At 71.4% G+C, this 15,013-nt stretch carries 10 protein-coding genes; 3 read left to right on the top strand and 7 right to left on the bottom strand.

Annotated elements, in window-relative coordinates; all coding sequences use genetic code 11:
- Nucleotides 1-19: 19 nt before the first annotated feature.
- Nucleotides 20-595, top strand: a complete 576-nt coding sequence (locus tag ACGFYN_RS39720; protein ID WP_393870860.1) for a hypothetical protein — start codon at nt 20-22, stop codon at nt 593-595.
- A gap of 79 nt (nt 596-674) precedes the next feature.
- A complete protein-coding gene (locus tag ACGFYN_RS39725; RefSeq protein WP_393870861.1) occupies nt 675-1,634 on the top strand; it encodes a hypothetical protein in 960 nt (319 codons plus the stop codon).
- 1,126 nt (nt 1,635-2,760) lie between these two features.
- Here the strand turns inward: ACGFYN_RS39725 and ACGFYN_RS39730 are convergent.
- The gene (locus ACGFYN_RS39730) at nt 2,761-3,915 is read right to left on the bottom strand and encodes an ABC transporter ATP-binding protein (RefSeq protein WP_393870862.1); all 1,155 of its coding nucleotides are present in this window, start codon (nt 3,913-3,915) and stop codon (nt 2,761-2,763) included.
- Nucleotides 3,916-4,162: 247 nt separating this feature from the next.
- Here ACGFYN_RS39730 and ACGFYN_RS39735 point away from each other — a divergent pair, with 247 nt between their 5' ends.
- Nucleotides 4,163-7,276 (top strand): family 78 glycoside hydrolase catalytic domain, encoded by a 3,114-nt coding sequence (locus ACGFYN_RS39735; protein WP_393870863.1) that lies wholly within the window; start codon nt 4,163-4,165, stop codon nt 7,274-7,276.
- On the opposite strand, the gene ACGFYN_RS39740 is transcribed toward ACGFYN_RS39735, so the two are convergent.
- From ACGFYN_RS39740 to rhaI, 6 genes are all read right to left on the bottom strand, one after another.
- Complete coding sequence (locus ACGFYN_RS39740; RefSeq protein ID WP_393870864.1) at nt 7,249-7,917, bottom strand: lactate utilization protein C; 669 nt, start codon at nt 7,915-7,917, stop codon at nt 7,249-7,251. The genes ACGFYN_RS39735 and ACGFYN_RS39740 overlap by 28 nt on opposite strands.
- Entirely contained in the window at nt 7,914-9,392 is a 1,479-nt protein-coding gene (locus ACGFYN_RS39745; protein ID WP_393870865.1) for a LutB/LldF family L-lactate oxidation iron-sulfur protein, read from the bottom strand. The genes ACGFYN_RS39740 and ACGFYN_RS39745 overlap by 4 nt, the downstream gene beginning before the upstream one ends.
- Nucleotides 9,389-10,144, bottom strand: a complete 756-nt coding sequence (locus tag ACGFYN_RS39750) for a (Fe-S)-binding protein (RefSeq protein ID WP_393870866.1) — start codon at nt 10,142-10,144, stop codon at nt 9,389-9,391. The genes ACGFYN_RS39745 and ACGFYN_RS39750 overlap by 4 nt, the downstream gene beginning before the upstream one ends.
- A 72-nt stretch (nt 10,145-10,216) precedes the next feature.
- Nucleotides 10,217-11,665 carry a rhamnulokinase family protein gene (locus ACGFYN_RS39755; RefSeq protein ID WP_393870867.1) on the bottom strand — a complete coding sequence of 483 codons (1,449 nt, stop codon included), beginning with the start codon at nt 11,663-11,665 and terminating at the stop codon, nt 10,217-10,219.
- Nucleotides 11,662-13,701 carry a bifunctional aldolase/short-chain dehydrogenase gene (locus ACGFYN_RS39760; RefSeq protein ID WP_393870868.1) on the bottom strand — a complete coding sequence of 680 codons (2,040 nt, stop codon included), beginning with the start codon at nt 13,699-13,701 and terminating at the stop codon, nt 11,662-11,664. Before ACGFYN_RS39760 ends, ACGFYN_RS39755 begins: the two co-directional genes overlap by 4 nt.
- A gap of 65 nt (nt 13,702-13,766) precedes the next feature.
- Complete coding sequence (gene rhaI, locus ACGFYN_RS39765) at nt 13,767-14,927, bottom strand: L-rhamnose isomerase (protein ID WP_393870869.1); 1,161 nt, start codon at nt 14,925-14,927, stop codon at nt 13,767-13,769.
- Nucleotides 14,928-15,013 lie beyond the last annotated feature (86 nt).

The following is a 15,013-nucleotide window of genomic DNA, read 5'->3' on the forward strand; positions in this document are numbered from 1 at the left end:
CTGCTTGTACGTTGCGGGCATGGGTGTCTATCTGGTGAGTGTGGGTGCGCGGGAATGGTCCGACGACGACGAGGAGGGCGGCAAGGGGGCGATCGCCGCGGGGCTCGACGCCGAGCTGCGGCGCCGCGGGCTGCCGCCGTACGAGGCCTCGGCCAAGGAGGAGCCGGCCACCTGGTTCGAGGAGAAACTGAGCCCTCCGATGGACGGGTTCGCCAAGCTGTGCCGGGCGCATCTGACGCCCGGGGAGCAGGAGACGCTGGGCGAGTGGTCGGTGCTGGTGCCGGTCTCGCTCGACGAGGAGATACGGCTGCCCATCGGCTCCGCCTACACGGACACGACGGTGATCGCGGGGGCGCCGCAGGTGCTGGCTCTCGCCCAGCGGCTGGCCGCGGCCGTCGAGCTGCCCGCCGAGGTGCCGGCGGAGCCCGGGAACCTCGGCCTGACCTTCTGGTTCCTCGAAGGGGAGGCGGAGGCGCTGGCGGCCACCCGGCCGGGGCCGTGGAGCGAGGACCTGAACGCCGCGTTCTACGTCGCCCTGTACCTGCGCGCCGCCCAGCACGCGCTGCGCCGGGGGTGCCCGATGGTCTACTGCTGACAGGACGTCACGGCTCCGTGACAGCGGTGACCGTACTGGTGCGGTCGGGCGGCTTCCGGCGAGGACACGGTGCCGGTACATGTCTTTCATGAAGGACAACGGGGGAGAACACCGGACACGGTGGGAGAGAACGCGCGAAGCGGTCGAGGGTGCGCCGACCGAGCGGAAGCCCCGCTCGCTCGCGGACGGCATCGACCCTGAACTGGCCCAGGACCTGGCCCAGTTCCGCAAGGTGTATCCGAAGCAGCAGCTGGAACTGCAGTATCTCTACGGCGCGGCACAGCGCGCCTTCGAGGCCAGGACCAGGGAGTCCCTGCAGATCACGCTGGACTGTCTGCTGCGGACGGTGCTGCGCGATCCACGGCTCTACGACAGCCCGGGCGACGCGGACCTGGCCGACTATCTGGCGCAGGAGATCGACGGCGTCTGGGCGCGGCTGTGCCAGGACGAGGCGGTGGCGGTGGTGCGCGGCCTCAACTTCGGCCTCACCCTGGGCGCGTTCCTGAGCGTGCTGCTGCTCGGCGTGCCGCTGCTGGCCGGCGTCCAGCTGCTCGGCATGACCGGCACCACGCTGAACTGCAGCGACCGCTGGAGTTTGCTCGGCGCCTTCGTGTGCGGCGGGGTGGGGGCGTTCGGGGCGGTGCTCAGCGTGCTGCTTCGGGTCCGGGTCAGCGAGGAGCCGCTGCGCCGAAAGGGCTCCTCGCACAAGGTGGCCCTCGCCCCCGCCCAGGTCTCCCGCAGCCTGCGGCACGAGGGCGTCTACCGCGTCTTCGTCGGCTGGATCCTCGCCCTCGCCGTGTACTTCCTGCTCAGTACCGGCTGGGTGACGGCGATCAACATGCCGTCCACCACGGGAGAGCTCTGCACGACCGGCGCGGACGCGGCAGCGAAGGGCACGGCCTTCTGGGGCTTCTGGTGCGCGGTCGGCTTCCTGGCAGGCTTCAACGAACGCTGGGCCTTCGGCATGCTCAACCGCCAGAGCGGCAAGAGGGGTTCGGGCCGGCGTCAGGGGACGGCGACGAAGCCGAACTCACCATGAACTTGCGTGATGCTCCGGGGATCGGGGTTTCTCGCTGGGGGAGTTGGCAGGGGAGGGGTCGCGGGCCGGGGCCGGGGCGGGCGAGCCAAGGCCAGGAGTCGGCCGTCACAGGTCGGGGCCAGGGGCCGGGGGTTAGAGGCCAGCGTGCCGGGTGGCCCGTGCAAGGTGGGCCGAGGTCAGGCGTCGGGTGTCACGCGTCGGCGCCTGAGGCCAGGAGCCAGGTGCCGGGTGCCAGCTAGCCCGGTGCCGGGTGGGCCGTGGCCGGCCGCCACGCGTCGAGGCCAGTGGCCGGCGTCGAGCGGCCGGGTGCCGGGTGGGCTGAGGCCAGCGGCGACGCCCGGGTGCGGGCTGCCCGAGGCCAGGCGCCAGCCGCCAGACGTCGGTGCCAGAAGCCAGCGGCCAACGGCCAGGTGCCAGGCGCCGGGTACCGGGCGTCCTGAGGTCAGCGGCAGTGGCCGGGTGGGCCGAGGCCAGGCGCCGGCCACCACGCGTCGGTACCAGCACCCGGCGTCGAACGGCCGAGTGCCGGGTGCGGGCGAGCCGAGGCACCAGCCGTCGCACGTCGGTACCAACGGCCAACGGCCAGGTGCCAGGCGCCGGGCATGCTGAGGTCAGCGGCAGCCGCCGGGCGAGCCGAGGCCAGACGCCAGCCACCACGCGTCGGTTCCAGCACCCGGCGTCGAACGGCCGAGTGCCGGGTGCGGGCGAACCGAGGCCAGGCGTCGGCCGTCACGGGTCGATACCAGTGGCCAACGGTCAGGTGCCGGGTAGCGGGTAGCGGGTACCGGGTAGCGGGCATGCTGAGGTCAGCGGCAGTGGCCGGGTGGGCCGAGGCCAGGCGCCGGCCACCACGCGTCGGTACCAGCACCCGGCGTCGAACGGCCGAGTGCCGGGTGCGGGCGAGCCGAGGCCAGGCGTCAGCCGCCATGCGCCGATACCAGCGGCCAACGGCCAGGTGCAGGCGCCGGGCATGCTGAGGTCAGCGGCAGCCGCCGGGCGGGCCGAGGCCAGGCACCAGCCGTCGCACGTCGGTACCAACGGCCAACGGCCAGGTGCCAGGCGCCGGGTAGCGGGCATGCTGAGGTCAGCGGCAGTGGCCGGGTGGGCCGAGGCCAGGCGCCGGCCGTCACGCGTCTGCCACCGAGTCGAACTCCACCTGCCCCCGCGCCACCCCCAGCGCATCCGCGTCCACCGACCGTCGCAACGCCTCGTGCAGCTTCGCCGGGGTCAGCACGCCCAGGAAGTGCGAACCGTCCAGCACGGCGACCCACCCCGCGTCGTGCTGGAGCATCACGCCGAACGCCTGCTTCAGGGGCGCGCCCACCGGAACCCAGGCCTTCATCCGACGGGCCCGGTCGCCGACCGCGCCGGACGTGCCGAGGTCGTCGATGCCGACCCAGCCGTGCAGGTCGCCCTGCGTGTCGAGGACGACGGCCCAGCGCGCGCCCTCCGCCCACAGCCGTTCCGCCGCACCCGCGGCCGGCTCGTCGAACCGTGCGACCGGCGGCTGCTCCAGGTCGTCCGCCTCGATCTCGGTGACCGACAGCCGCTTCAGCCCGCGGTCGGCGCCCACGAACCCGGCGACGTACGGCGTCGCCGGGGTGCCGAGCACCGCCCCGGGCGTGTCGAACTGCTCGATGCGCCCCTGCCCGTAGACGGCGATCCGGTCGCCCAGCCGTACGGCCTCCTCGATGTCGTGCGTGACCAGCAGCACCGTCTTGCGCACCGCGGCCTGCATCCGCAGGAACTCGTCCTGCAACTGCTCGCGTACGACCGGGTCGACGGCCCCGAAGGGCTCGTCCATCAGCAGCACCGGCGGATCGGCGGCCAACGCCCGCGCCACGCCGACGCGCTGGCGCTGACCGCCGGAGAGCTGGTCGGGATAGCGCGGCCCGTACCGCTTTGGGTCCAGGCCCACCAGGTCGAGCAGTTCGGCCGCGCGTGCCCGGGCCTTCGCCCGCTTCCAGCCGATCAGGGCCGGCACGGTCGCCGTGTTGTCGAGGATCGTGCGGTGCGGAAAGAGCCCGACCTGCTGGATGACGTATCCGATCCGCCGTCGCAGCCGCACAGGGTCGACAGCGGAGATGTCCTCGCCGGCGACGAAAATCCGCCCGGAGGTCGGCTCGATCAGCCGGTTGACCATCATCATCGTGGTCGTCTTGCCGCAGCCGGAGGGCCCGACGAGCGTGACCAGCTCGCCCTCGGACACCTCGAAGCTCAGGTCGTCCACCGCCGTCGTACCGTCCGGGTACCGCTTGGTGACCTGCTCGAACCGGATCATGTCCTCACGCTAGCCGCGCGCCCGCCGCACGGCGCGTCAGCGACGCCCCACCGATGGGTGAGGGGTGCGTTCCGATTTTGAACGGTTTCAATCGACGTCTCCCCGGTGATGCCCCAGTAGTGACCCCCTGTTGGAACCTGTGCACAATTGCCGCTGCCCGACCAGTAGACGATTGCCACAACAGCCACTAGCTTCACCGTCGACCGCTCTGAAACGTTACAACCGCGAGCCCCCGAAGGGACACGGCATGACCGACGGAGTCGACAGCAGCAACGGCAGAACAGTGCGCCGCAGAACCGTGCTCACCACCGCACTCGGCGTCGTGCCCGTCGCCCTGGCGGGCGGGATCGGCGGTGCGGGAACGGCGTCGGCCACCTCCGCCGGCGAGCGCGGAGACGTCGAGGGCCTGACGGTGGAGCACCGTAGGAACCCCCTCGGCGTGGACGCGGCGAAGCCGCGCTTCGGCTGGCGCACAGCGTCCTCGGCCCGCGGCCGGCGCCAGACGGCGTACCGCATCCTGGTCGCCTCCTCGGCCGGGCAACTCGCCCGCGGCCGCGCGGACGTGTGGGACAGCGGTCGCGTCACCTCCGCCGACTCGGTGGCGGTGCCCTACGCGGGCGCGGCCCTGCGCCCCTGCACCCGCTACCACTGGACGGTCCGCGTCTGGGCCGAGGACGGCCGGGCCCTCCCGGCGGCCCCGGCCGCCTTCTTCGAGACCGGCCTGCTCAGCACCGACGGCGTCACCGGCTGGGACGGCGCGAAGTGGATCAGCATGGCGGGCAAGGCGCCGAACAGCCCCGGCTCACCCCTCCTACGACGGCAGGCGGCCCTCAGGGACCAGCGCGTCAGCGAGGCCCGGCTCTACATCTCCGCCCTCGGCGTGTACGTCGCCCACGTCAACGGCCGCCGTGTCGAGGCGCCGCAGGACGGGGGCACCACCCCCGAGCTGCTCGCCCCGGGCTGGACCAACTACGACACCACCGTCAGCTACCTGACCTACGACGTCACCGCCCTGCTCGCCGCAGACCGGCAGGTCACCCTCGCCGCGGTGCTCGGCCACGGCTGGTACAACAGCCGCATCTCCGAGAACAGCACCTACTACTCCAAGGACGGCAACCGCCTCGCCCTCAAGGCCAAGCTGCTGATCCGCTACGCCGACGGCTCCACGCAGACCGTCGTCACCGCACCCGGCGACGACTGGCGGGCGACGGACACAGGACCGTTCCGCGCGAACGACATCTACGACGGGCAGACCTACGACGCCCGCAAGGAGATCCCCGGCTGGACGGCGAACGGCTTCGACGCCGCCGCCTGGTCCGGCACCGAGGAACACCCCTACGCGAGCAGGTTCCCCGACGCCCGCCTGGTCGCGTATCCCGGCGAGAGCGCCCGCCTGATGTCCCGGTGGGACCGCGGCCCGCGGTCGATCACCGTCTGCACCGGGGTCACCGGCGAGCAGGGCAGCCCCAACGGCAAGGGCCGCGTCGTCGTCGACCCGGCCCGCACGGTCACCGACCCGGCGAAGGCGGCCACCGCCGAGGTCACCCTGCACCCCGGAGACACCGCCGTGATCGACGTCGGGCAGAACATGGTCGGCGTGCCCCGCTACACCCTCCGCGGTCCCGCCGGCGCCCAAGTCACGCTGAAATTCGGCGAGATGCTCAACGACACGAGCGCCGGCGCCGACGGCCCCGAAGGCTCCGTCTACCGCGCCAACCTGCGCACCGCGAAGGCCACCAGCACCTACACCCTCAAGGGCGACCCGGCCGGCGAGACCCACCAGGACGCCCTCACCTTCTACGGCTTCCGCTACGCCTCCGTCACCACGACCGACACCGTCACCCTGAGCGGACTCACCGGCAAGGTCGCCACCTCCGCGATCAGCGAGACCGGCACCGTCACGACCGACGACGCCGACGTCAACCAGCTGATCAGCAACGTCCATTGGGGCCAGCGCGGCAACTACCTCTGGGTGCCCACCGACTGCCCGCAGCGCGACGAACGCCTCGGCTGGACGGGCGACACCCAGCTCTTCTCCAACACCGGCCTCTACAACGCCGACGCGGTGAACTTCCTCAGCCACTTCGAGGACACCCTGATCGACTCGCAGAGGACCTACGGCCTGGACGGTGCCCAGTTCACCTTCGTCGCCCCCGGCAACCGCTACAACGCGCCGATCCCGGCTAGCGGTTGGTCCGACGTCGGAGTGGTCGTGCCGTGGACCGTCTGGCAGATGTCGGGCGACATCACGATCGTGGACCGCAGTTGGTCGGCGATGACGACGTACATGGACTGGATCCACCGGCGCACCGGTGACACCTACGCGGGGCAGGGCGCCATCTTCGGCGACTGGCTCGCCTTCCAGGACACCAGCACCCAGCTCATCAGCGACCTCTACTACGGCCACAGCGCCCGGCTGATGGCGGACATGGCTCGCGCCACCGGCCGCACCGCCGAGGCCGGCGCCTACGAGGACCTCTTCGCGCACATCAAACGGGCCTTCCTCACCAAGTACCTGGCCACCGACGCCACGACCGGGCAGATCACCGTCCGCTCCAGCCTCGGCGACGCCCCGCCGACCGGCGGCAGGACCGAGGACGACACCCAGACCGCCCTGCTCTGGGTCCTCAAACTCGGCTTCTACGACACCGAGGCCCAGCGCCGTCAGCTCGTCGAGCTCCTCGCCGACAACATCGGCAACGACGCCGACTACAAGGCGTCCCACCCCGACAGCACCCGGGTGAAGTACGCCGAGAACACTCTCTCCGTCGGCTTCCTCGGCGTGAACGTCCTCGCCCCGGTCCTGACCGACGAGGGCCACGCCGACCTCGCGTACAGACTGCTCCACCAGGACGCCATGCCGTCGTGGCTGTTCTCGGTGCAGAACGGCGCCACCACGGTCTGGGAGCGCTGGAACTCCTACTCCAAGGCGGACGGCTTCGGCCCGGTCGACATGAACTCGTTCAACCACTACTCCTACGGCGCGATCATGGAGTGGATGTACGAGAGCATGGCCGGCATCGCCAAGGACCCGGCCCAGCCGGGCTTCAGGCACTTCTTCCTACGGCCGCACCTCGACCCGACGGGGAAGATCACCCGGGTGTCGGGCTCGCACCTCTCCCCGTACGGCGAGATCACCAGCGCCTGGCAGTCCACGGACCGCCGGCTCAGCTACCGCGCCACGGTGCCCGCCAACAGCACGGCCACCCTGCGCATCCCCACCGGCGACCCGAACACCGTCCGCGAGGGCCGCACACCCCTCGCGCGCGTCCCGGGCGTCGAGTACCTGGGCTTCACGGACGGCACCGCCTCCTACCGGCTCCCGTCCGGCCGCTACGAGGTGACCTCCGCGCTCGGCTGACCGCCCACCAGCACCACCTCCAGGGTGCGCGGACCATGCACCCCCTCGACCCGGTCCAGCTCGATGTCGCTGGTCGCCGAAGGACCGGAGATCCACGTCAACGGACGTGCCGGGTCGAGGCGTTCGAGGGCCTGGGGCACGGACGAAACTACCTGCTCCGGGACCCGTACGACACAGATGTGGTGGTCGGGCACGAGGGTGATACGGCGCCGGCCCTGGTCGGGGCCGCCGTCCAGCACGATCGTGCCGGTCTCGGCGACCGCCACCGCGCAGCCGGTGACCACACTGTCGACGCGGTCCAGCTCGTACGGCGTGCTCTCCGCGCGGTCCGGGAAGCGCTCGGCGTGCGTCCCGCCGAGCCATGCCTCGTCCAGGCCCGGCGGCACCAGGACGGTCTTCGCGCCGCGCCCGGCCAGCAACCTGCCGATCACCGCCGCCAGTTCGCCCGTTTCGCAGCGGTGCACGACGGCCCGGTATTCGGCCAGGTTCTCGGCGAGCAGATCGACACTCTGCGCGACGCCCCGGTCCCCGTGCTCGCGCAGATAGTCGCGTGGCACCGCCTGCTCGTACGGCTGGTCATCCTTCGCTACGTCGGCGAGCGCACGCCGCACCCGGCCCAGAATCCGTTCCCTGCTGCTCACTTGGCACCGTCCTTTCCGCCGTGCGTGCGCTGCCACCAGTCGCGGAAGGGCTCCTTGGGGACCGGTGGCAGGTCCCGGCTGTCGCTCCACGCCTTGCCCGGACCGGGCAGGGTGTGCGGGTGCAGGCGGCGGGTGCGGGAGGCCAGGCGCTGGCCGGCGCGCAGAGCGCCGGGGTGGGTGAAGGCCCAGCGGGCCGCCCGCATCGCGGCCCGTTCGGCGGCGTGCCCCTTGGCGGGTTGCAGGATCACCTTGTTGCCGTCGCGGATCACCTGCCCGCCCTCGACGACCCGCTCGCGCAGGTGGACGAGGACTTCGGGGATGTCGATGGCGACCGGGCAGACCTCGTAGCAGGCCCCGCACAGCGAGGAGGCGTAGGGCAGGGAGGCGTCGATCTCGCTCTGCGTGCCCCGGAGTTGGGGGCTGAGGATGGCGCCGATCGGGCCGGGGTAGACCGAGCCGTAGGCATGGCCGCCTGCCCGCTCGTACACAGGGCAGACGTTGAGGCAGGCGGAGCACCGGATGCAGCGCAGGGCCTGGCGGCCGACCTCGTCGGCGAGGGTGTCGGTGCGGCCGTTGTCCAGCAGCACCAGGTGGAAGGTCTGCGGCCCGTCCCCGTCGGTGGTGCCCGTCCAGGTCGACGTATACGGGTTCATCCGCTCGGCGGTGGAGGAGCGGGGGAGGGTCTGCAGGAAGACTTCCAGGTCCTGCCAGGTGGGCACGATCTTCTCGATGCCGACGACCGAGATCAGCGTCTCGGGCAGGGTCAGGCACATGCGTCCGTTGCCCTCGGACTCGACGACCACCAGGGTGCCGGTGTCGGCGACCATGAAGTTGGCGCCCGAGATGCCCACCTTGGCGCGCAGGAACTTCTCGCGCAGGTGCAGGCGGGCGGCCTCGGCGAGTTCGGCCGGGGTGTCGGTCAGGCCCTCGGGGGCGGGGCGGCCCCACTCGCTCATCTCGGTGCGGAAGATGTCGCGGATCTCGCCGCGGTTGCGGTGGATGGCGGGGACCAGGATGTGCGAGGGCCGGTCCTTGCCCAACTGCACGATCAGCTCGGCGAGATCGGTCTCGTAGGCGCGGACGCCCTCGGCCTCCAGCGCCTCGTTGAGGCCGATCTCCTGCGTGGCCATCGACTTGACCTTGACTACCTCCGACTCACCGGTCGCGCACACGAGTTCGGTGACGATCCGGTTGGCCTCCTCGGCGTCGGCGGCCCAGTGCACTTTGCCACCGGCCGCGGTGACCGACTCCTCCAACTGCTCCAGATAGTGGTCGAGATGGCGCAGCGTGTGGTCCTTGATCCGCTTGCCTGCCTCGCGCAGCTCCGCCCAGTCGGACACCTCCGCCACGGCCTTGGCCCGCTTGGCGCGGATGGTGTGCGTCGCGTGCCGCAGATTGCCCCGCAGCGTCTCGTTGCGCACGGCCTCGTGCGCGGCCACCGGAAAGGCCGGCATTCCCACGAACGTCCCGCTCATACGGCCGGCTCCTCCTCCGTGCTCGCCAGGATCTCCGCGATGTGCACCGGCCGCATACCGCTGTCCAGCCGCGTCATCGTGCCGCCGATGTGCATCAGACAGGAGTTGTCGGCCGCGCACAGCACCTCCGCGCCGGTCGACTCGGCGTTGCGCACCTTGTCCGTGCCCATCGCCGCCGAGACGTCGGCGTTCTTCACGGCGAAGGTGCCGCCGAAGCCGCAGCACTCCTCGGCGCCCGGAAGGTCGAGCAGCTCCAGTCCCTTCACGGCCTCGAGGAGGCGGCGGGGCCGGTCGCCCAGGCCCAGGCTCCGCAGTCCGTGGCAGGTCGGGTGGTAGGTCACCCGGTGCGGGTAGTACGCACCGACGTCGGTCACCCCCACCACGTCCACCAGGAACTCCGTGAGCTCGTACGTCTTGGGCACCACCCGCTCCAGCGTCGACGCGAGCGTGTCCCCGCGCCCCTCGGCCCGGGCCCGCGCACCGATCCGCGGATACAGCTCCCGCACCATCGCCCCGCACGAACCCGACGGCGTCACGATCGCCTCGTACTCGCCGAATACGTCGGAGAAATGCCGGGCCAGCGGCTCGGACTCATGGCGGTATCCGGTGTTGTAGTGCGCCTGCCCGCAGCACGTCTGCGCCATCGGGAAGTCGACCTCGACGCCCAGCCTGGTCAGCAGTTTCACCACGGCGCGCCCGGTGTCCGGATAGAGCGTGTCGTTGACGCAGGTCAGGAACAGGGCGACACGCATCGCGGCTCCTTGTGGTCGATCATCGGATGAGTGCAGGGTAGTCCGGGCACGGGGGTGCGGGGGAGACCCCGCTCACCGCCCGGCGAGCCGGGCCTGTGCCGCGCGCCAGCGTGCGGTGTCGCCGCGCGGTTCGTAGCGGGTCAGCGGCTGGGTGCGGGTGAGCAGGCGCCGCCCGCCCGCCAGGTCGCCGACGAGACCGTGGGCCCGGGCCTGCACGAGGACGTTGCCCAGCGCGGCCGCCTCCGTCGGACCGGCGACCACCGGCAAACCGCAGGCGTCGGCGGTCAGTTGGCAGAGCAGGTCGTTGCGGGTACCGCCACCGACGATGTGCACCACGTCCACCGGATGGTCCGCCAGCCGCTGGGCGTCCTCGATCGCCCTGCGGTGCGCGAGGGCGAGCGAGTCGAGGATGCACCGGGTGATCTCGGCGGGCGAGGCGGGCACCGGCTGCCCCGAGGCGCGGCACGCCTCGGCGATCCGCTCCGGCATCCGGCCCGGCGCCAGGAACGCCGCGTCCCCCGCGTCCACCACCGACCGCAGCGCCGGCACCTCGGCCGCTTCCAGCAGAAGAGCGCCCAACTCCGGCTCGCCCCAGGCCCGTACACACTCCTGGAGCAGCCAGAGCCCCATGATGTTGCGCAGATAACGGACCGTGCCGTCCAGCCCCAGCTCATTGGTGAAGTTCGCGGCCCGGCTCGCCTCGGTCAGCACGGGCGCGCCCAGCTCCAGACCTGCCAGCGACCAGGTCCCGGTGCAGATGTAGGCGAACCGTTCGCCGCCGGCCGGCACGGCCGCCACGGCCGACGCCGTGTCGTGCGAGCCGACCGTCGTCACCGGCACCGGGCCGCGCAGCCCGGTCTCCTCCAGCACCTCAGGGCGCAGTACACCCGCCGGATCGCCCGGCCGCCGCAGCGGTGCGAACAGGCCGAGGTCGACTCCCAGCCGGGAGGCGACGTCGTACGACCAGTCCCGCGTCCGGGGATCGATCAGCTGGGTCGTCGAGGCGTTGGTCAGCTCGGTGCCCTGCTCGCCGGTCAGCCAGTAGGACAGCAGATCAGGGACGAGCAACAGCCGCTCGGCAGCGGCCAGTTGAGCCGAATCTCGGGCCGCCACCAGCTGGTACAGGGTGTTGAAGGGCGCGTACTGCAGACCGGTCGCCGCGTACAGCTGCTCGGCGGGCAGCGTCGCCCACACCTTCTCCGCCACGCCCTCGGTGCGGGAGTCCCGGTAGTGCACGGGGTTGCCGAGCAGCGCTCCGTCGCGGTCCAGCAGTCCGTAGTCCACGGCCCAGCTGTCGATACCGACGGAATCCACCTGACCGGCCGCCCGCAGCCCGTCCAGGACACCGCCGTACAGCGCGAGAACGTCCCACCGCAGCCCCTCCGGCACGCGCACCGGCCGGTTCACGAACCGGTGCGCCTCGGCCAGCTCCAGGCTGTCGAGGCCGACGCGGCCGACCATGACGCGCCCACTGGACGCGCCCAGGTCGACCGCGGCGTACGACTTCACGGCGGTGCTCATCGCAGGAAGGCGGCGGCGACGCCGGCGTCGACCGGCACGTGCAGTCCGGTGGTGTGCGTCAACTCCCCGCCGGTCAGCGCGAAGACGGCGTTGGCGACGTGCTCAGGCAGGACCTCCCGCTTGAGGATGGTCCGCTGGGCGTAGAACTCGCCCAGCTTCTCCTCCGGCACCCCGTACACGGCCGCCCGCTGGGCGCCCCAGCCGCCGGCGAAGATCCCGGAGCCCCGCACCACACCGTCCGGGTTGACGCCGTTGACGCGGATGCCGTGCTCGCCCAACTCGGCGGCCAGCAGCCGTACTTGATGAGCCTGGTCGGCCTTGGTGGCGGAGTAGGCGATGTTGTTGGGGCCGGCGAAGACGGCGTTCTTGGAGGCGATGTAGACGATGTCGCCCCCCAGGCCCTGCGCGGTCATCACCCGGGCCGCCTCGCGCGAGACGAGGAAGGAGCCCCGGGCCATGATGTCGTGCTGCAGATCCCAGTCGCGGGCCGAAGTCTCCAGCAGGGGCTTGGAGATGGAGATCCCGGCGTTGTTCACGACCAGGTCCACGCCGCCGAAGGCGAGCACGGCCGCTTTGAACGCCGCGGCGATCTGCTCCTCGGAGGTGACGTCCACGGTCACGGCGACAGCCTTGTCCGGGCCGCCCAACTCCTCGGCGACAGCCGCCGCGTTGTCCGCGTTCAGATCGGCGACGACGACACACGCCCCCTCACCGACGAGCCGCTCGGCGATGGCCCTGCCGATCCCGCTGCCCGCGCCGGTGACGAGGGCGACGCGGGTGGCCAGCGGCTTGGGCTTCGGCATCCGCTGGAGCTTGGCCTCCTCCAGCGCCCAGTACTCGATGCGGAACTTCTCGGACTCCTCGATCGGCGCGTAGGTGGAGACGGCCTCGGCGCCGTGCATCACGTTGATGGCGTTGACGTAGAACTCGCCCGCCACCCGCGCGGTCTGCTTGTCCTTGCCGAAGGAGAACATGCCGACGCCCGGGACCAGCACGATCGCCGGGTCGGCGCCGCGCATCGCGGGGGAGCCGGCGACCGCGTGCCGCTGGTAGTAGGCGGCGTACTCCTCGCGGTAGGCGGCGTGCAGCTCGCTCAGCCGGGCGATCGCCTCCTCCAGCGGGGCGGCCGGCGGCAGGTCCAGGACGAGCGGGCGGACCTTGGTACGCAGGAAGTGGTCCGGGCACGACGTGCCCAGCGCGGCCAGGCGCGGGTGCTCGGCGCGAGCCAGGAACTCCAGCACCACGTCCGCGTCGGTGAAGTGCCCGACCTGCGGCCTGTCCTGGGAGGCGATGGCCCGGACGTACGGCGCGAGGGCCGCTGCCCGCTCACGGCGCTCGCCCTCCGGCAGGCCCTGGTAGCCGTCGAGGACGGGCCCGAACGGCTCGGGCCTGCCGCGCTCGGCCAGGAACGCCTCCGCGGTGCGGATGATGTGCAGCGAGTTGCGCTCGCACTCCTCGGACGTGGCGCCCCAGGCGGTGATCCCGTGCCCGCCCAGGATGCAGCCGATGGCCCGCGGGTTGGCCTCCTTGACGGCCGCGATGTCGAGTCCGAGCTGGAAGCCGGGACGGCGCCAGGGCACCCACACCACCGAATCGCCGAAGCACTCGGCGGTCAGCTTCTCCCCATCGGCTGCACAGGCCAGCGCGATCCCGGAGTCCGGGTGCAGGTGGTCGACGTGCGGGGCCTCCACGAGCCCGTGCATGGCGGTGTCGATGGAGGGAGCCGCGCCGCCCTTGCCGTGCAGGCAGTAGTCGAAGGCGGCGACCATCTCGTCCTCGCGCTCGACGCCCGGGTAGACCTCGACCAGCGCCCGCATCCGGTCCAGCCGGAGCACGGCGAGACCGTTCTCGGTGAGGGTGCCGAGGTCGCCGCCGGAGCCCTTGACCCACATCAGCTCGACGTCGCCGCCGGTGACGGGGTCGGTGGCGGTGCCCTTCGCCGAGGCGTTCCCGCCGGCGTAGTTGGTGTTCCGGGGGTCCGAACCGAGCCGATGGGAACGGGCGAGGAGAGCGGCGGCTTCGGGATGGGGTGCCATGATCGGATCTCTTCCTTGCTTCGAGGGAACAGTCGGGGAGCAGTGCGGGTGCGACGGCAGCGGGGTCAGGCACCCCAGCCGGCCTGGGTGCCGCCGACACGTTCGGTGGTGATGTGCTGCTGCCAGCCGGAGCGGCGGTAGGCGGCGATCGGGTCGGGGTCGAGCCCCGACTCCTCCCGCACCTCGGCGAGGAGCGGGCGTACGTCGGTGTTGTAGGCGTCCATGACTACGGCGTTCGCCTCGAGCACATCACCGTCGCGCTGGGCTGTCGCCAGGGCCTCACCGTCGACCAGCAGGGCCTTGGCGGTGGCTTCCTGGACGTTCATGACGGACCGGATGATGGCGGGGATCTTGGCTTCGATGTTGTGGCACTGGTCGAGCATGAAGGCGACGTCGGTGGTGAAGCCGCCGCCTCGGATGACTTCGTACATGATGCGGAAGAGCTGGAAGGGGTCGGCGGCGCCGACCATCAGGTCGTCGTCGGCGTAGAAGCGGGAGTTGAAGTCGAATCCGCCGAGTTTCCGCTCGCGCAGCAGGGTGGCGACGATGAACTCGATGTTGGTGCCGGGTGCGTGGTGCCCGGTGTCGACCACGACCTGTGCCTTCTCGCCCAGCTTGAGGCAGTGGGCATACGCCGTGCCCCAGTCCGGGACGTCGGTGGCGTAGAAGGCGGGCTCGAAGAACTTGTACTCCAGGAGCATCCGCTGGCCCTCGCCCAGCCGCTCGTAGACCTCGGCGAGACCCTCCGCGAGCCGGTCCTGGCGTCGCCGGAGGTCGTCCTGCCCGGGGTAGTTCGTGCCGTCCGCGAACCACAGCTTGAGATCGCGGGAGCCGGTCGCGTCCATGATGTCGACGCATTCCAGCAGATGGCCGACGGCCTTGCGGCGCACGGCCGCGTCTGGGTGGCAGATGCTGCCGAGCTTGTAGTCGTCGTCCTGGAAGGTGTTGGAGTTGATCGCTCCCAGCTTCAGGCCGTGATCGTCGGCGTACTTCGCCAGCGCGCCGTAGTCGTCGACCTTGTCCCACGGGATGTGCAGGGCGACCGTCGGGGCCGCGCCCGTGACGGCGTGCACCTGGGCGGCGTCGGCCAGCTTCTCCTGCGGCGTGCGGGGAACGCCGGGCTGTGCGAACACCTTGAACCGGGTCCCCGAGTTCCCGTACGCCCATGACGGCGTCTCGACTGCCTGGGTCTTCAGCGCGGTCTTCACCGCGGCGAGCTCGGTCACTTCAGGGCTCCTGTGACGTCGGGCCGGAACGGCTTCTGTGTGAATCGATTCAGAAGGCGAAGCTTAGGCGCGTCCGCATGGGTGTC

The sequence above is a fragment of the Streptomyces sp. NPDC048419 genome, assembly GCF_043200415.1.
GTDB lineage: Bacteria > Actinomycetota > Actinomycetes > Streptomycetales > Streptomycetaceae > Streptomyces.